Annotated in this window: 15 protein-coding genes; 9 read left to right on the top strand and 6 right to left on the bottom strand. The window is 70.7% G+C overall.

The features are described 5' to 3' along the window. Nucleotides 1–85: 85 nt before the first annotated feature. On the top strand, nucleotides 86–1498 hold the full coding sequence (locus ACIA6A_RS09155; protein WP_396096970.1) for a dihydrolipoyl dehydrogenase family protein: 1413 nt from the start codon (nucleotides 86–88) through the stop codon (nucleotides 1496–1498). A gap of 22 nt (nucleotides 1499–1520) precedes the next feature. On the opposite strand, the gene ACIA6A_RS09150 is transcribed toward ACIA6A_RS09155, so the two are convergent. Further along, nucleotides 1521–2348: a siderophore-interacting protein gene (locus ACIA6A_RS09150; protein WP_396096969.1), complete on the bottom strand. Its 828-nt coding sequence runs from the start codon at nucleotides 2346–2348 to the stop codon at nucleotides 1521–1523. Between the two features lie 438 nt (nucleotides 2349–2786). On the opposite strand from ACIA6A_RS09150, the gene ileS reads away from it, so the two are divergent. Beyond that, nucleotides 2787–5900: an isoleucine--tRNA ligase gene (gene ileS, locus ACIA6A_RS09145; protein WP_396096968.1), complete on the top strand. Its 3114-nt coding sequence runs from the start codon at nucleotides 2787–2789 to the stop codon at nucleotides 5898–5900. 79 nt (nucleotides 5901–5979) lie between these two features. Beyond that, on the top strand, nucleotides 5980–6804 hold the full coding sequence (locus ACIA6A_RS09140) for a hypothetical protein (protein WP_396096966.1): 825 nt from the start codon (nucleotides 5980–5982) through the stop codon (nucleotides 6802–6804). A gap of 254 nt (nucleotides 6805–7058) precedes the next feature. Here the strand turns inward: ACIA6A_RS09140 and ACIA6A_RS09135 are convergent, their stop codons facing one another. Together ACIA6A_RS09135 and ACIA6A_RS09130 are read right to left on the bottom strand one after the other, a co-directional pair. After that, a complete protein-coding gene (locus ACIA6A_RS09135; RefSeq protein ID WP_396096965.1) occupies nucleotides 7059–7673 on the bottom strand; it encodes an SRPBCC family protein in 615 nt (204 codons plus the stop codon). Between the two features lie 84 nt (nucleotides 7674–7757). Continuing rightward, nucleotides 7758–8339 carry an SMI1/KNR4 family protein gene (locus ACIA6A_RS09130; protein WP_396096964.1) on the bottom strand — a complete coding sequence of 194 codons (582 nt, stop codon included), beginning with the start codon at nucleotides 8337–8339 and terminating at the stop codon, nucleotides 7758–7760. Between the two features lie 100 nt (nucleotides 8340–8439). Between ACIA6A_RS09130 and ACIA6A_RS09125 the strand changes: the two genes are divergently transcribed. Beyond that, nucleotides 8440–8823: a VOC family protein gene (locus ACIA6A_RS09125; protein ID WP_396096963.1), complete on the top strand. Its 384-nt coding sequence runs from the start codon at nucleotides 8440–8442 to the stop codon at nucleotides 8821–8823. A gap of 115 nt (nucleotides 8824–8938) precedes the next feature. On the opposite strand, the gene ACIA6A_RS09120 is transcribed toward ACIA6A_RS09125, so the two are convergent. After that, nucleotides 8939–11278 (bottom strand): FdhF/YdeP family oxidoreductase, encoded by a 2340-nt coding sequence (locus ACIA6A_RS09120; RefSeq protein ID WP_396096962.1) that lies wholly within the window; start codon nucleotides 11276–11278, stop codon nucleotides 8939–8941. Nucleotides 11279–11411: 133 nt separating this feature from the next. On the opposite strand from ACIA6A_RS09120, the gene ACIA6A_RS09115 reads away from it, so the two are divergent. The 3 genes from ACIA6A_RS09115 (at nucleotide 11412) to ACIA6A_RS09105 (ending at nucleotide 14166) form a co-directional block, all read left to right on the top strand. Further along, nucleotides 11412–12962: an alpha-amylase family glycosyl hydrolase gene (locus ACIA6A_RS09115; protein WP_396096961.1), complete on the top strand. Its 1551-nt coding sequence runs from the start codon at nucleotides 11412–11414 to the stop codon at nucleotides 12960–12962. A 255-nt stretch (nucleotides 12963–13217) separates the two neighbouring features. Continuing rightward, nucleotides 13218–13916 (top strand): hypothetical protein, encoded by a 699-nt coding sequence (locus tag ACIA6A_RS09110; RefSeq protein WP_396096960.1) that lies wholly within the window; start codon nucleotides 13218–13220, stop codon nucleotides 13914–13916. A gap of 16 nt (nucleotides 13917–13932) precedes the next feature. Beyond that, complete coding sequence (locus ACIA6A_RS09105; protein ID WP_396096959.1) at nucleotides 13933–14166, top strand: zinc-ribbon domain-containing protein; 234 nt, start codon at nucleotides 13933–13935, stop codon at nucleotides 14164–14166. 17 nt (nucleotides 14167–14183) lie between these two features. Here ACIA6A_RS09105 and ACIA6A_RS09100 read toward each other — a convergent pair whose 3' ends face one another. Continuing rightward, entirely contained in the window at nucleotides 14184–14612 is a 429-nt protein-coding gene (locus ACIA6A_RS09100) for a class I SAM-dependent methyltransferase (protein ID WP_396096958.1), read from the bottom strand. Between the two features lie 12 nt (nucleotides 14613–14624). Further along, the gene (locus ACIA6A_RS09095) at nucleotides 14625–14888 is read right to left on the bottom strand and encodes a hypothetical protein (protein ID WP_396096957.1); all 264 of its coding nucleotides are present in this window, start codon (nucleotides 14886–14888) and stop codon (nucleotides 14625–14627) included. A gap of 130 nt (nucleotides 14889–15018) precedes the next feature. On the opposite strand from ACIA6A_RS09095, the gene ACIA6A_RS09090 reads away from it, so the two are divergent. Beyond that, the gene (locus tag ACIA6A_RS09090; RefSeq protein WP_396096956.1) at nucleotides 15019–15186 is read left to right on the top strand and encodes a hypothetical protein; all 168 of its coding nucleotides are present in this window, start codon (nucleotides 15019–15021) and stop codon (nucleotides 15184–15186) included. Nucleotides 15187–15193: 7 nt separating this feature from the next. After that, nucleotides 15194–16264: a sialidase family protein gene (locus ACIA6A_RS09085; protein WP_396096955.1), complete on the top strand. Its 1071-nt coding sequence runs from the start codon at nucleotides 15194–15196 to the stop codon at nucleotides 16262–16264. The last annotated feature ends 161 nt before the right edge of the window (nucleotides 16265–16425 follow it).

The raw sequence follows: 16425 nt of genomic DNA, 5'->3' as shown, positions 1-16425 counted from the left end.
GACTTTGCAAGACCTGACTTGTCTTTACAACGCATCGCGCCAGAAACGCCGCGGACACCTGCTACCGGGATGGGAGGATCAGGGCATGAGCGAATACGACGTCATCGTCCTCGGGGCCGGGCCGGTGGGCGAGAACGTGGCCGACCGGGCGGTCCAGGGCGGACTGACCGCGGTCCTGATCGAGCACGAGCTGGTCGGGGGTGAGTGCTCGTACTGGGCGTGCATGCCCTCCAAGGCGCTGCTGCGCCCGGCCCAGGCACTGCGCGCGGCCCAGCGCGTCGGTGGCGCCGCGCAGGCGGTCACCGGCAGACTGGACGTGGAGGCCGTGCTGGCCCGCAGGGACTCCTTCACCAGCAACTGGAAGGACGACGGCCAGGTCAAGTGGCTCGAGTCGGCGGGGATCGGCCTGCTCCGCGGGCACGGCCGCCTCAGCGGGGAGAAACAGGTCACGGTCACCGCCAAGGACGGGACCGAGACCGTGGTCACCGCGCGGCACGCCGTGGTCGTGGCCACCGGGTCCGACGCGCTGATCCCGCCCGTCCCCGGCCTCGACGACGCGGACCCCTGGACGAGCCGCGAGGCGACCAGCGCCAAGACCGTGCCGGCCAGCCTCGCGGTCATCGGCGGCGGGGTCGTCGGGGTCGAGATGGCCACCGCCTACGCGAGCTTCGGTACCACCGTGACCCTCATCGCCCGCGGTGGCCTGCTGGCCGGCTCGGAGCCGTTCGCCGGCCAGAAGGTCGCGGCGGCGCTGACCGAGCAGGGTGTCACCGTGCTGCTGAACACCGCGACGAAGAGCGTGACCCGCGGCGACGACGGGGTGCTCATCGAGCTCGGTGACGGCGGCAAGGTGCACGCCGACGAGGTGCTGATCGCGACCGGACGCTCACCGCGGTCCGCCGACATCGGCCTGGAGAAGGTCGGGCTCACCCCCGGCGAGTGGCTGCACGTGGACGACACCATGCTCGTCGACGGCTACGACTGGCTGTACGCGGCCGGCGACATCAACCACCGCGCGCTGCTCACCCACCAGGGCAAGTACCAGGCCCGCGCGGTCGGGGACGTGATCGTGGCCCGGGCGGGCGGCAAGCCGGTCTCGGACCAGCCGTGGGGCACCCACGTGGCGACCGCCGACCACCGGGCCGTCCCGCAGGTCGTCTTCAGCGACCCCGAGGTGGCCTCGGTCGGCCTGACCGCCGAGGCGGCGAAGAAGGCCGGGTACGACACCCGCGTCGTCGACTACGAGATCGGCAACGTGTCCGGGGCGAGCGTCTACCAGGACGGGTACTCCGGGACCGCCCGGATGGTCGTCGACGAGAAGCGCAAGGTCGTGCTCGGCGTGACGTTCGTCGGACCCGACGTCGACGCACTGCTGCAGGCGGCGACCATCGCCGTGGTCGGCGAGGTGCCGCTGGACCGGCTGTGGCACGCCGTCCCCGCGTACCCGACGATCAATGAGATCTGGCTGCGCCTGCTGGAGACGTACGGGCGGCCGTGACCCGGCCGGGGCCGGGCAGGAGTCAGCTCTTCTCCTGCTCGGCCTCGATCTGCTTGTTCCACTCGGGCTTGCTGGACTGCCAGCCGTCCTCGTTCATGCCTCGGCGCCAGTACCCGGAGACGGACAGCTGCGACATCGGCAGGCCCTTCTCCACCCGGAGCAGTTTGCGCAGCTCCTTGACGAAGTTGGCCTCGCCGTGGACGAACGCCTGCACGTCGCCGTCCGGCCAGACCAGACCGCGGACAGCCGCCACGAGCTGCTCACCGACCGGGCTCGCGCCGCGGTGCAGCCAGGTGAGCTCCAGGTCAGCGGCGGTCTCGAGCTTCTGCTCCTCGTCCGGCCCGGAGACCTCGACGAACGCGTGCACCCGGGCACCGGCCGGCATGCCCTCGAGCGCCGCGGCGATCGCCGGGATCGCGCTCTCGTCGCCGGCGATCAGGTGCCAGCCGGCGGCCGGGTCCGGGGCGTAGCCACCGCCGGGGCCCATGAAACGCACCGGGTCGCCGACCCGGGCGGCCTTCGCCCAGGGCCCGGCGATGCCCTCGTCGCCGTGCACGACGAAGTCCAGCCAGAGCTCGGGCACGTCGGGCAGCCACTTGCGCACGGTGTAGGTGCGCACGACCGGCCACGACTCACGCGGCATCGACTCACGGATCGCCGCCACGTCGAACGGCTCCGGGTACTCGGTGCCCGGCGGCGGGAACAGCACCTTGACGTAGTGGTCGGTGAACTCGCCGGCCTGGACCTCGGCGAGGCCCGGACCGCCCACGACGATGCGCACCATGTGCGGCGTGAGCTGTTCGATCCGGGTGACGACGCCCGCCTTGGCGGCGCGGACTGGCTTCGGCATACGACCACTTCTTCCCAGCGGAGTGAAATACACGGTAAGGCTACCCTTACCGGGACGGTGCGGTGGCCCGCGAACCTCGGACCACCCGCGGACGGCCCTCAACACCATCGCCCATCGCGCATGAGGTCGATGCGGATCCGTCATTGCCAGGATGGCGAGCGGGCCGCGCCGGTAATGCGCCCGGGGTACGGGGAGGCTTTGCGGTAGCATTGCCCACCGCAAGGTGCAGACGGGGACGAGTAACGCCGCACGCAGCGCGGAGCGAGCCGGGGATGGTGTGAGCCCGGAGGCGTGCGCGGCGCGAAAATCACCCCCCGAGCCTCGCGAGCCCTGAAATGAGGGGGCCACGGATCTCTGCGTGGTCAAGGAGGGTGGTACCGCGGGGCTGAAAGGCCTCGTCCCTCCGTTGGTGAACGATCCCGACGGAGGAAGGACCCGATGTACAAGCCCGTTCCCGCCCAGGTCGACCTGGCCCAGGTCGATCACGAGGTGCTGCACTTCTGGCACGCGAACAGCGTGTTCAACCGCAGCCTCGAGCAGACCGAGGGCCGCCCCGACTGGATCTTCTACGAGGGCCCGCCGACCGCGAACGGCATGCCCGGGACGCACCACATCGAGAGCCGGGTTTTCAAGGACGTCTTCCCGCGCTACAAGACGATGAAGGGGTTCCACGTCGCCCGCAAGGCCGGCTGGGACTGTCACGGCCTGCCCGTCGAGCTGGCCGTGGAGAAGGAACTCGGTTTCACCGGCAAGCAGGACATCGAGGCGTACGGCATCGCCGAGTTCAACGCCCGGTGCCGCGAGTCTGTGACCCGGCACACCGACGCGTTCGCCGAGCTGACCGAGCGCATGGGCTACTGGGTCGACATGGACGACGCCTACCGGACCATGGACCCCGAGTACATCGAGTCCGTGTGGTGGTCGCTCAAGCGGATCTTCGACAAGGGCCTGCTGGTCGAGGACTTCCGGGTGGCGCCGTGGTGCCCCCGTGACCAGACCGCGCTCTCCGACCACGAGCTCGCCCAGGGCTACGAGACGGACATCGACCCTTCGGTGTACGTCCGGTTCCCGCTCACCAACGGCCCGCTGGCCGGCACCGCGTCGCTGCTGGTCTGGACGACGACGCCGTGGACGCTCGTGTCCAACACCGCCGTCGGCGTGCACCCCGACTTCACGTACGTGGTCGCCACCGACGGCAACGAGCAGCTTGTCGTCGCCGAGCCGCTCGTCGAGCAGGCGCTGGGTGAGGGCTGGACGCTGACCGGGCAGAGCTACACCGGCAAGGAGATGGAGCGCTGGACCTATCAGCGCCCGTTCGAGCTCGTCGACATCCCGGACGCCCACTTCGTCGTGCTGGCCACCTACATCACCGCGGACAGCGGCACCGGCCTCGTGCACCAGTCCCCCGCTTTCGGCGCGGACGACCTCGCGACCTGCCGGGCGTACGGACTGCCCATGGTCAATCCCGTGCGCCCCGACGGCACGTTCGAGGCCGACGTACCCCTCGTGGGTGGTCTTTTCTTCAAGGCCGCGGACGCTCCCCTGGTCCTGGACCTGCAGTCGCGGGGTGCGCTCTTCCGGGAGCAGCAGTACGAGCACAGCTACCCGCACTGCTGGCGCTGCCACACGCCGCTGATCTACTACGCGCAGCCGTCCTGGTACGTGCGCACCACCGAGGTCCGCGACAAGCTGATCCGGGAGAACGAGAAGACCAACTGGCAGCCCGAGACGATCAAACACGGACGGTACGGCGACTGGCTCAACAACAACGTCGACTGGGCGCTGTCGCGGTCGCGGTACTGGGGCACCCCGCTGCCGATCTGGCGCTGTCCCGAGGGGCACCTCACCTGTATCGGCTCGCTGGCGGAGCTCGGTGAAAAGGCCGGCAAGGATCTGACCCACCTCGATCCGCACCGGCCCTACATCGACGCGATCACGTTCGGCTGCTGGTGCGGCGCGACGTCCACGCGCGTGCCCGACGTCATCGACGCCTGGTACGACTCGGGCTCGATGCCGTTCGCGCAGTTCGGCTACCCGTACAAGAACAAGGAGCTGTTCGAGCGCAGCTACCCGGCACAGTTCATCTCCGAGGCGATCGACCAGACCCGTGGCTGGTTCTATACCCTGATGGCCGTCGGCACGCTGGTCTTCGACGAGTCCGCGTACGAGAACGTGGTCTGCCTCGGGCACATCATGGCCGAGGACGGCCGCAAGATGTCCAAGCACCTGGGCAACATCCTCGAGCCGTTGCCGCTGCTGGAGCGGCACGGCGCGGACGCGGTGCGCTGGTTCATGGCCGCGGTCGGCTCGCCGTGGGCGCAGCGCCGCGTCGGGCACAACACGTTGCAGGAGGTCGTGCGCAAGACGCTGCTGACCTACTGGAACACGGCCGCGTTCCAGGCGCTGTACGGCCGTACCGCGGGATGGACGCCGTCGGACGCGGACCCGGCGCCGGCCGATCGTTCCGTTCTGGACCGGTGGGTGCTCTCCGAGTTGAACACGCTGGTCAAGCGCGTCGATGCGGCGATGGCCGCGTTCGACACCCACGAGACCGGCAAGCTGCTCGCCGCGTTCGTCGACGACCTGTCCAACTGGTACGTGCGCCGCAGCCGGCGCCGTTTCTGGCGTGGGGACCCGGCCGCCCTGGCCACCCTGCACGAGGCACTGCGCACGGTGACGCTGCTGATGGCCCCGCTCACGCCGTTCATCACCGAACGGGTGTGGCAGGACATGATCGCGTCGGTCGATCCGACCGCCGCGCAGTCGGTGCACCTGGCCGCGTACCCGTCACCGGACGAGACCTTGATCGACGCCCGTCTGGGCGAGCAGATGGAGCTGGTGCGCCGCCTGGTCGAGCTGGGCCGCACGGCCCGGGCCGAGTCGGGCATGAAGACCCGGCAGCCGCTGGCCCGCGCCCTCGCGTCGGGCAAGGGTTTCGAGTCGCTCGACGCCCCGCTGCTGCAGGAGATCGCGGCCGAGCTCAACGTCGGTGTCGTGCTGAACGTGGCAGCCGCCGGCGGTTCGCTCGTGGACACCACGGCCAAGGCCAACTTCCGCCCGCTCGGCAAGCGGTTCGGCAAGGGCGTCCAGGACGTGGCCAAGGCGGTCGCGGCGGCGGACGCCGCCGCGCTCAAGCAGGACCTCGCGAAGGGTACGGCGTCGGTCACGGTCAACGGTGAGCTCGTGACGTTGTCCCCGGAGGAGGTCATCATCACCGAGACGCCCCGGGAGGGGTGGGCGGTGGCGTCCGAGCAGGGTGCGACGCTGGCCCTGGACCTGCACCTGACCCCGGAGCTCAAGCGGGCCGGCCTGGCCCGCGACGCGATCCGGCTGATCCAGGAGGCCCGCAAGTCCAGCGGCCTCGAGGTCTCCGACCGGATCGTGCTGCGCTACGCGACGACGGAGCAGGAGACGGACGCGGCGCTCTGGGAGCACCGTGACCTGGTCGCCGACGAGGTGCTGGCCACCGACTACGCGCAGGGCACGCCCGACTGGGGCACGCCCTTCACGGAGGAGCCGATGGGTCTCACGTTCTGGCTGAAGAAGGCCTGACGTTCTTCGTGGCCCGGGCATCCGTGCCCGGGCCACCCCTCGCCGACAGGAGATCTCCATCGACAACGTCGAGTGGATCATGGCCGGGCCGCAGCACGCCGCGAGCCTCGTCGCCATGAACCCGAGCTGGGCGTCGCGCGTGCTCGACGCGGACGCCCCGGCCGAACCTGAGCGCGACTCCCGGATCGAGGATCTGCGGCTCTACGCACCGGCCACCGACCCACTCACCCGGCTCTTCCCCCGGGTCCGCGATCTGGGCAACCTCGTCCGGCTCACCATCGGCCCGAACGCCGACCGGGCGCTCGTGGCCGGGCTCGACGAGGAGTCGATACCCCCGTCGGTGACGACGCTCAGCGTGTTCACTGGTGGTTCCGCCACCACGTGGCCGCGCGGCCTGGTGCTGCCGCACGTGGCCGGCCTGCGAACCGACGGACCGCTGATGTTCCCGGCCGGCACCTTCCCCGGCCTGCGGGCCGTGTCGCTGAAGCCGGCCCGCAACGGCCAGAACCTCGACGCCGCGCTGGCCGCACCCGACCTGCGCGAACTCCACCTGATGACGGTCCCCACCGGCATCTTCGACCGGATCGGCCACCTGCCGCTGACCGGGCTGGGCCTGCTCGGCGGCGGGCTGCCCGCCCTCGACGGCATCGAGACGATGACCGGGCTGGCGTCGCTGCGCCTGCACAACCTGCGCTCGCTGCGGTCGATCGCGGCGATCACCGCACTGGAGAACCTCGAGGAGCTGCAGATCCGTTACTGCGGGGGCATCAAGGACATCGGGTACGTGGCCCGTCTGCCCCGCCTGCGCCGGCTGCAGGTCATCGGCTGCGCGGACATCGGCCTCGCCGGCATCTCCGACACGCTCGCCGGCCTCGACGACGTCCAGATCAGCGCCTCGTCCTGACCCGCGCCCCTCCTGACCCGCGCCCATACTGACCCGCGCCCGTCCTGACCCGAAGCAGCATCCCCGCCGGGCGTCCACTCCGGGCGTCCACTCCGGGCGTCCTCGGCCGGTTGCTCGCTGGACGGGCGTCCTCGGCCGGGCGTCGCCTCTCGGGGTTCTCTACGGGCGTCGCCTCCCCGGGGTTCTCTCCGGGCGTCGCCTCCCCCGGGGTTCTCTCCGGGCCTCGCTTCAGCTCGCGGCCTCGATCACGTGCTTCAGCTCGCGGCCTCGATCACGTGCTTCATCTCGACGATGCCGCGCTCGACCCGGGCTCGTACCGTGTCCGCCATCGCGTGCGGGAGCACATCGGTCAGCCAGACCACGCGACAACGGTCACCCTCGTCGAACACCTGGAACGACGCGTGGTGGTAGGTGATCGGGAGACGCTGGCCATCGGTGACCGAGTAGGCCAGCCGGCGCACATCGTGGTCGACCGCGAGGATGAGCTCCCGGACCTGCCACCCGTCCGGCATCGTCAGGATGCGCACGTCACCCTCGATCCGGGCATCCGCGACCCGGCCCGGCAGGAGTCGCTCATGGACGGCACCGACATCCGCGATCGCCGCCCAAGCTTGTGCGGCCGCGACGTCGACAACCGCCTCGACACAGATCGTGGCCATGACGTGGGAGCTTATCGGTACTCGTGCAGCGGCCGAGCCCTCCCCGAGCCGCTTGTCCCCGGGCCGCTCGCTGCCGGCCACGTGGCAGACATGTAGCCGCCTGGGCACCGTCCCGGCCTGACCGGCCGCGACGGCGGATCGCCGAGGCCCGTGCCCGAGCACGGCGTCGAGCACGGCGTCGAGCACGGCGTCGAGCACGGCGTCGAGCACGGCGTCGAACGCGGCGTCACGACGGAGACACGGGCCTGCCGCGGCCGTTCCGCGTGGCTGCGGCGACGACATCGCTGTTCCGGGCTAGCTCAGGTGCAGATCCGCGATGTCGACGGTGCCGTGGCAGGCTTCCGCCAGGGTCGGCGCGACCGGCCAATGGTCGTCAGCTGCCCAGCCCGAACTTCCGGCGTGCGCCGCCACCACCGGGTATTCGCCCGTGTCATCCGCGGCGTCGCGCATGTCGAACAGGTAGAAGACACCACCACCGTTGAACGCGAACGGCAGGGCGCCCGGCATGGAGGCGGGCAGGTGGTAGGCAAACGTCATGGCCCGGACCCCGGCGGGACCGTCCGTCGGGAAGAGTTGGATCAAGCGATCGCCGTTGCCGAACGAGCCGCCGTCGGAGAAGGCCAGAAGTGCCAGGTAGGACCGCGGCAGGTCGCGGTCGGGCAGCAACCAGCCGGATGGGTCGAGCGGTTGGTACAAGGGGTGGGACGGGTCGCCCGGAGGGAAAGGGTTGCGCTGCTGACCGATGATCTCGGCCGTCTCGACGGCGTCCGGGCCGCCGCGAACCCGCCGTGCGAACTCGTCGAGCGCGCGGGTCCCGGCGCCGGGACAGGGCTCGCTGTGGGCGAATACCGTGCTCCACTCCGGATGAGAGGTCATACCGCTTGTCCGGTCCCGTCGGCCGGGCCGGACCCGGCGACGTCCCGTGGGGCATCGGACTTCGCGTTCTGCTTCCCTGTCACGAGAGGATCATCGCAGTATGGTCACCCATTGGACGCTCGGTTGCGACGCGGCCGAGCCACGGCGGATCGCCGCGTTCTGGCAGCAGGCCCTCGGGTACGTGACGGAACCGGGTTTCGACGGCCCGGACGTGGCCTCGATCATCGATCCGGACGGCCGGGGTCCGGCGATCAGCTTCCTGCGGGTGCCGGAGGCCAAGACCGCGAAGAACAGGATGCACATCGACGTACGGCCAGCCGGCGAACCGCCCTGGGATCCGGCCGAGCGGGAGCGGCTGATCCGCGCAAAGGTGGCGGATCTGCTCACGCTGGGTGCGACGGTGGTCCGGGAGGACCGGTACGACGGGGACTTCGGCCACGTCGTCATGCTCGATCCCGAGGGCAACGAGTTCTGCGTCGCCTGATCACGGCGACGGGCGGCACCTGGGGCCGGTGATCATCCGCGGTGAAAGACGACAGCCGCGTAGGAGACGGTCCCGCCCCGGCATGCGACGGGGTTCAGGGCGGGACCGGTGCCGCTCACGCGGTCTGGTGCGGGGTCACCTCGACGATCAGGTGCTTGGTCAGGGGCTGCTCGCTCTGGATGCTGTTGTCGCTCAGCGCGCACAGGATGTTCAGCTCCGGCATGTAACCCGTGACGCTTCCGCGCGGGGTGTCGTAGCCGATGGCCTGGTAGCCGTAGACCGAGCGGGTGCTGCCGTCGCGGGCGTAGCTGGTGATGTCGATCAGGTCCCAGTCGTTCATGCCCCGCTCGGCCATGTCGTCGCGGTTCATGAACAGGACCGTGCGGGTGTTCTTGACGCCCCGGTAACGGTCGTTGTCCGAGTAGATGGTCGTGTTCCACTGGTCGTGGGAGCGGACCGTGGACAGCATGAGGCGACCCTCGGCCGGGACCACGTCGGGCAGCGGTGAGGTATGGAACTCCGCCTTGCCCGAGGAGGTCAGCCAGATCCGTTCACGGGCCGGCTGCGGGAGCCGGTATCCGATGCCGTCACCGTCGCGGAGCAGGGCGTTGTAGTTCTCGAAGCCGTCGATCGCCGCGGCCATGGTGTCGCGGATCTTGTCGTAGTCCTCGGCATAGGCCTCCCACGGCGTCGCCGAGTCGGGGAGGGTGGCGCGGGCCATGCCGCACAGGATGGCGTTCTCCGACTCGAGGTCCGGTGACGGGGGCTTGCGCTTGCCGTACGACAGGTGGACGTAGCTCATCGAGTCCTCGACCGTGACGCCCTGCTCCTTGCCGCCGCGGATGTCCTCCTCGGAGCGGGCCAGGCAGGGCAGGATCAGAGCGTCCTTGCCGTGCACCAGGTGGCTGCGGTTGAGCTTGGTGCTGACCTGGACGGTGAGCTCGGCGTTGCGCAGCGCCGCGAACGTGTGCTCGGTGTCCGGTGCGGCGAGGGCGAAGTTGCCGCCGACGCTGACGAAGACCTTGACCCGGCCGTCACGCATGGCCTCGATGGTCTCGACGGTGCCGAAGCCGCGTTCGCGGGGCGAGACGATGCCGGTGGCAGCGTCGTTCTTCGCGAGCCAGGCCTCGGTCGGGTGGTGGTTGATGCCGCAGGTGCGGTTGCCCTGTACGTTGCTGTGGCCGCGGATCGGCGACGGGCCGGCGCCCCGGCGGCCGATCATGCCGCGCATCAGCAGCACGTTCATGATCTCGCGCATCGTGTCGACGCTGTGTTCCTGCTGGGTGAGACCCAGGCACCAGGCGATGACAGCGCGACGCGACGTGGCGTACCTCTCGCCCAGGTCGCGGATCTCGGCCTCCGGGACACCGGACTGGTGGATGATGTCCGCCCAGTCGGTCTCGTCGACGAGCTTGCGGTAGGCCTCGTACTGGTCGGTGTGCTCGGTGATGAAGTGCTCGTCGACGGCGCCCTTCTCGAGCACCACCTTGGCGATGCCGCGCAGCAGGGCCAGGTCACCGCCGATGCGGGGCTGGATGTTCATGGTGCCGGTCTTCGTGGCCTTGAACGTGCCCATGGCGACGAAGTCGTGCGGCACGATGGTGCGCCGGCTCGCCGCTTCGATCAGCGGGTTGACGTGCACGATGTCGGCGCCCTTGGCGGCCGCGTGGGCCAGGGCGGTGAGCATCCGCGGCGCGTTCGAGGCGGCGTTGACCGCCATCAGCACGATCAGGTCGGCGGACTCCCAGTCCTCCAGGTCACAGGTGCCCTTGCCGGTGCCGATCGCGGCGGTCAGGGCCCGGCCGCTGGCCTCGTGACACATGTTGGAGCAGTCCGGCAGGTTGTTGGTGCCGTACTCGCGGGCCCAGAGCTGGTAGAGGAATGTGCCCTCGTTGCTGAGCCGGCCGGAGGTGTAGAAGGACGCCTCGTGCGGGCTCGGGAGCGCCCGGAGCGCGTCACCGACCACCGCGTACGCGTCGGCCCACGAGATGGGCTCGTACGTGTCGGTCCGCGGGTTGTAGCGCATCGGCTCGGTGAGCCGGCCCTGGTTCTCCAGGTCGAAGTCGTTCCAGGTGTTCAGCTCGGCGACCGTGTGGGCGGCGAAGAAGTCACGATCGGTGCGCTTGCGGGTCATCTCCCACGTGACGTGCTTGACGCCGTTCTCGCAGAAGTCGAGGTGAAGGCCCTTGCGGTCGTCCGGCCAGGCGCACCCGGGGCAGTCGAAGCCCTTGCCCTTCTTCGCCATCTTGAGCTGGTTCATCTGCAGCACGGCCCGTGGCGCGGCGAGCGGCTCACGGGAGTGCGCGACGATCTGGCCGACGCTGACGGCGGCACCCCAGCCCGCGGACGGGTGATCATAATCGGCCTGAGAGGGCTTGCCGCCTCTGTTCGGACCGCGGCCCTTGGCCGGAATGCCGGGTGAGCCCTGCCCCTGACGATCGCCTTCGCGTGCCATTTTGCCTCCGAACCTACCGAAACTTCCTCATGATCACCGTCCCACGCCGAGGTCAAGAGCGCCACCCGGGTTCGTCATCTGCACACGGCGCGAGGTCTGCGGAAGGACCGCGACCATGGTTGAGTGTCTCGGTATGCCGGACGCTTGGTGGAGAGACGCCGTCGTTTACCAGATCTATCCGCGCTCGTTCGCCGACGCGGACGGCGACGGGGTCGGCGACCTCGCCGGGATCACCGATCATCTGGATTACCTGGCCGGGCTGGGCGTCGGCGCACTCTGGCTGACGCCGTTCCAGCTCTCACCCCAGGCCGATCATGGGTACGACGTGAGCGGCTACACGGACGTCGATCCACTGTTCGGGGACCTGGCGGCGTTCGACGCGCTGGCGGCACGGGTACATGAGTGCGGACTCAGGTTAATCATCGACATCGTGCCGAACCACTGCTCGGACCGGCATCCGCTGTTCCAGGAGGCGCTCGCCGCCGCGCCGGGCACCGCCGCGCGGGCCCGGTTCCATTTCGCCGACGGGCGCGGACCGGACGGGGACGAACCACCGAACAACTGGCTCAGCGTCTTCGGCGGCCCGGCCTGGACCCGGGTCACCGGGCCCGATGGGCGTCCCGGGCAGTGGTACCTGCACCTGTACGCGCCGGAGCAGCCCGACTGGAACTGGACGGATCCGCGGACCGGGGACTTCTTCGCCGACGTGCTGCACTTCTGGTTCGACCGCGGGGTGGACGGACTCCGCGTCGACGTCGCCCACGGGCTGTTCAAGGCCGAGGGCCTGCCCGACCTGGACGACGACGGTCTCGCCGAGGTCACCCGGCGGCGCGGCCGGGGTAACACGCTGGCCACCGACCAGGACGCGGTGCACGACGTCTACCGGCGCTGGCGGAAGCTCGCCGACGGGTACGACCCGCCGCGCGCCCTCATCGGCGAGGTCAACCTGAGCCCGGAGCGGGTGGCCCGCTACGTCCGCCCGGACGAGTTGCACCAGGCGTTCGCGTTCGCGCTGGTCGGTGCGCCGTGGGACGCGCAGCGATGGGCCGACGTGGGCGACCGGCTGCTGTCCACCGCGGGCGGCGCCCCGGTGACCTGGGTGGTGGAGAACCACGATGTCGTACGCACCCCGACCCGCTACGGCACGCCGGCCCGGGCCGCGGCGGCGTTGCTGGCGATCCTGGCGTTACCGGGTGCCGCGTACGTGTATCAGGGTCAGGAACTGGGTCTGCCGCAGGTCGACGTGCCGCCGGAGCAGCGCCAGGACCCTGCCTGGATCCGGTCCGGCCGCAGCCGCGACGGTTGCCGCGTGCCGATCCCCTGGCAGCGTGACCCGGCCGGGACCTACGGCTTCTCCCCCGCGGACACCGCACCGCCGTGGCTGCCGGTGCCGCAGGACTGGGGTTCCTACGCGGGCCCGCCACCGGCGTTCTTCCTGGAGGCGATGCGGCTGCGGACCGCGCTCACGGACGCGGGCGAGTGGTCCGGTGACGACCCGGTGACCTGGACGGCACACGACAACGGTCTGCTCACGGCCGTACGGGCATCGGGGTTCGCCCTGGTCGTCGCCATGGGTGACGAGCCCGTCGAGCTGCCGCGCGGATCGGTCCTGGTCAGCAGCGGACCGCTGACCGCCGAAGGCCTGCTGCCGCCGGACACCGCCGCCTGGCTCACTGTGCGCTGACCGCCGCCCCGGCTCATGCCGCGCCGGCCGCCGGCCACCGGCTCACCCTGCACCGACTCGCCCGGTGCCGGCTCACCCTGCGCCGGCTCACCCGGTGCCGGCTCACCCTGCGCCGGCTCACCCGGTGCCGGCTCACCCTGCGCCGGCTCACCCGGTGCCGGCCGCCCGCTCCGGTGACCGCCCGTCACCTTCGCGGGCGCTGTCGCGTTGTGCTCGTGGTCCGGCCTCCCCGCGCCGGGCGACGAAGGGACGGCCGTGTCTCAGCCATCACCACCGACCCCGGCGTCGCGGTCCCGCAACCTGCTGGCCGCTGTCGCCGTCGTCGCCGACCTCACCGCGGTGGTCGCGCTCTTCTCCGCGACCTCCGGTGCGATCGTCGCGGTGCTCGCCGCGCTGGCCCTGCTCGCCGGGATCTACGTCATGGTCCGCGGCTGGGGTGAGACGTTCGGCCGGCGGCTGCTGCTCGGCGTCGTCGCGGTGGTCGCAGGGGCGTCCACCCTCTCGGCCGTGGTGATCCCCGGGTTGCTGCCCACGGAACCCGCTCCCGATCCGGCCCCGGGGCCCTCGCAAAACGGCACCGCGCCGGCCGCCGCGAAATCGGTCGCGGTCCGCCTGGACGAAGGCACCGCGGCCGACCTCGACGAGGGAAAGAATCATGAACCCGTGGAGACCGACGGGCCGAACGGCGACGTGGACCTGTGGTTCGGGCTCGGCGTGGTCGGCAACGAGGTGCGCGCCAACAACAGCGACTTCGCCCGGGACACTGAACTCGAGAAGGGGTGCGCCAAAGCGATGAGCGGGACGGACCTGGCTCCGAAGCTCTATGCCAACTCACTCAGCCCCGGCACGCACTTCTGCTTCCGGACGTCGGCCGGCAGCCTTGCCATGGGCCGGGTCAACGATGTGGGCGGCGACTACCTGGTCCTGAACGTCACAGTGTGGTCTGGCGCCTGATGGGTACCGTGACCGCATGTTCCTCTTGTTCGGTCTGCGCACCAAGGACCACCTGATCGCATCCGGCGTCATGACCTGCGCGATCTGCGGGTGGGAAGCGGCACAGGCGTTGTACAAGCGGTCCACGAAGTTCACGCTGTTCTTCGTGCCGCTGTTCCCGGTGCGGTCCAGCCGTTACCTCATGCGCTGCTCGCACTGCCAGGGACTACGCGACGCCTCCGCCGACAGCCTGGCCACCGCGGTCCGCTGACGTCCGGCGGGACGCTCTCACGCCGGTTTGGTGGCCGTCACCATGCTGGTGGCGAACCACGGCCCGCCGTACCAGCAGCGGGGGCCCAGATCACGGACACCGACATCCTCGGCGCCGAGGTCGCGCAGCGTGTCCGCGTACGCGCCGGTGTGCAGCAGATCGGCGATCCGGATCCTGCCGCCCGGCCGCAGCACGCGGTACGCCTCGGTGACCGCGGCGGCACGGCCGTCGGTGGTGCCGATGTGATGGATCGCCACGCTCGACGTAACCAGGTCGAACACCGCGTCCGGCAGCGGCAGCGCGCGTAGGTCCCCGGCGATCAGCGGGGCCGGGGCGACAGCGGTCCGGACCGCCTCGGGCGTGTTGCCGCTCTGATCGTCCTCGCGCCACCGGTCGAGACCCACGGCACGGCCGGTCGTCAGCCCGCGCGCGGTCAGGGCGAGCACGAGGCCGCGACCTCAGCCCAGGTCGACGGTGGTCTCGTCGCCGCGCAACGCGAGCAGGACGATCTCCCGCCGCCAGAGCAGAGCCTTGCCGATCAAGGTCGCATACGCGTACGACGCCGCGGCCGCCACCAGCACGACCGCGACAACGGCGATCCCGGTCCCGGGTAGCCAGCGGCCCGACAGGAACGCGACCAGTGTGGCGAACACCGCCGTCACCGCGCCGAGGCACAGCCCGATCAGGATCTTCGGGGCGTCCACGGCGTACCCGTCGGTCATGTCCGGTCCTCTCCGAGCGGCGGCGCGGCTTCGGCTCGCCGGCCGGTTCCGCCGGCCCGAGCGCCTCCGCACCCATCCCCGCAGCCTAGGGGACGCCCGGCCGGTTGCCCGCGGATGTAAGCATCGACTGATGCATAGGGGACCGTTGACCGGCATGCTGCTCACCGCCACGATGATGCTCGCCGGTTGCGGCTGGTCCGGCGACGTCCCCGAATCCGGCTCCGGCCTGGGCTTCACCCGGCACGCCGGCGCCGTGGACTTCCCGTCCGCGTGGGACTACGTGCCGGCCGGCACGTAGTCCCACGATGCTGGTGCCCGAGGGCGGATGTGCGCGGGGCATCGGCACCTACGCGAACGGTTACCGCGACGTCGGCGCCAACTGGCTCGGCACCGAGGTCTGCGACCGGCTCCGGCTCGACCCGGCACCGGACGCGGGCGGGATTGTGGGCGCGGGCGGGACGGTGGGTGACGGGCCACCGGACGTGGCCAACGGGTGGCGCGGCGGCGGCATCAGCGCGCAGGCGGTCGCGGTCGAACCGGACGGGGCGCTGCTCACCGCCGATGACACCGGTCTGGCCCGCTACCGCGACGGCAAGCGGGAACAGCTGGCCCGCTCCGAGCTGTCCACCGAGGGTTTCGAGGGGCAGGGCACCCGAAGCATGGTGCGTGGACTCGCGGTGACCGGCAGCGGTGTGATCGTCCTGGATGCCGGTCTGAGCACCGCGGCCAGGACCGCCCCGGCCCTGCTGCTCTCCACCGACCGGGGCCGCACCCTGCGCCGGGTCGACCTGCCGATCGATCCGGACCGGACGATACTCCCGGACGGGACCCGCGAGGTGGTCGGCGTGATCGCCGCCGCCGGCGACACGATCGTGGCCATCGGTACGCAGTTGCGGCGGGCCACGGTGTGGCGCTCCGCCGACGGCGGGGACACGTGGGCGGTGTCGTCGATCGACGGCCTCCCGGGCAACACGCAGATGATGCGGCTGGTCCGTGCCGGCGCGCACTGGATCGCCCTGGCCGGCGTGGCGAGCGAAGGGGCCGGCCGGCAGGACACCACATTCGTGCTGACCAGCGACGACGCGCGGCATTGGGCACCGGGCGACATGCGGGGCCTGGGCGAGGGCCGGATCTGGGACGCCACCGTCGACGCGGCCGGGGACGTCGTGATGGTCGGTGTCACCTACGACTACGAGCACCGCGACGGTGACCTGCCGCCCGACCCCTGCGGGGTGGTCTGGACCGGCGACGGGGACGGCCCCTGGAAGCGCGGCGGGCTCGGCTGCGGCGACTCCCCTCCGCAGGCCGTCACCACCCTGCGGGACGGCCGGGTGCTGATCGCCGGCAACCGGGACCTCTGGCTACGACCGGCCTGATCGGACCGGCCCTGATCGGACCGAGCCAGATCGGACCGGCCCAGATCGGACCGAGCCAGATCGAACCGAGCCAGATCGAACCGAGCCAGATCGAACCGAGCCAGATCGAACCGAGCCAGATCGAACCGAGCCAGATCGAACCGAGCCAGATCGAACCGAGC

This window comes from Actinoplanes sp. NPDC051494, assembly GCF_044454705.1.
In the GTDB taxonomy this organism is placed as follows: domain Bacteria; phylum Actinomycetota; class Actinomycetes; order Mycobacteriales; family Micromonosporaceae; genus Actinoplanes.
This window is presented reverse-complemented; position numbering and strand designations above follow the sequence as displayed.

What these genes read in the sequence shown, in the direction of transcription:
- ACIA6A_RS09085 (WP_396096955.1), top strand. Translation starts at nt 15,194, where the DNA reads ATGCTGGTGCCCGAGGGCGGATGTGCGCGGGGCATCGGCACCTACGCG.
- ACIA6A_RS09150 (WP_396096969.1), bottom strand. Translation starts at nt 2,348, where the DNA reads ATGCCGAAGCCAGTCCGCGCCGCCAAGGCGGGCGTCGTCACCCGGATC.
- ACIA6A_RS09095 (WP_396096957.1), bottom strand. Translation starts at nt 14,888, where the DNA reads ATGACCGACGGGTACGCCGTGGACGCCCCGAAGATCCTGATCGGGCTG.
- ACIA6A_RS09115 (WP_396096961.1), top strand. Translation starts at nt 11,412, where the DNA reads ATGCCGGACGCTTGGTGGAGAGACGCCGTCGTTTACCAGATCTATCCG.
- ACIA6A_RS09125 (WP_396096963.1), top strand. Translation starts at nt 8,440, where the DNA reads ATGGTCACCCATTGGACGCTCGGTTGCGACGCGGCCGAGCCACGGCGG.
- ACIA6A_RS09155 (WP_396096970.1), top strand. Translation starts at nt 86, where the DNA reads ATGAGCGAATACGACGTCATCGTCCTCGGGGCCGGGCCGGTGGGCGAG.
- ACIA6A_RS09120 (WP_396096962.1), bottom strand. Translation starts at nt 11,278, where the DNA reads ATGGCACGCGAAGGCGATCGTCAGGGGCAGGGCTCACCCGGCATTCCG.
- ACIA6A_RS09105 (WP_396096959.1), top strand. Translation starts at nt 13,933, where the DNA reads ATGTTCCTCTTGTTCGGTCTGCGCACCAAGGACCACCTGATCGCATCC.
- ileS (WP_396096968.1), top strand. Translation starts at nt 2,787, where the DNA reads ATGTACAAGCCCGTTCCCGCCCAGGTCGACCTGGCCCAGGTCGATCAC.
- ACIA6A_RS09090 (WP_396096956.1), top strand. Translation starts at nt 15,019, where the DNA reads ATGCATAGGGGACCGTTGACCGGCATGCTGCTCACCGCCACGATGATG.
- ACIA6A_RS09140 (WP_396096966.1), top strand. Translation starts at nt 5,980, where the DNA reads ATGGCCGGGCCGCAGCACGCCGCGAGCCTCGTCGCCATGAACCCGAGC.
- ACIA6A_RS09130 (WP_396096964.1), bottom strand. Translation starts at nt 8,339, where the DNA reads ATGACCTCTCATCCGGAGTGGAGCACGGTATTCGCCCACAGCGAGCCC.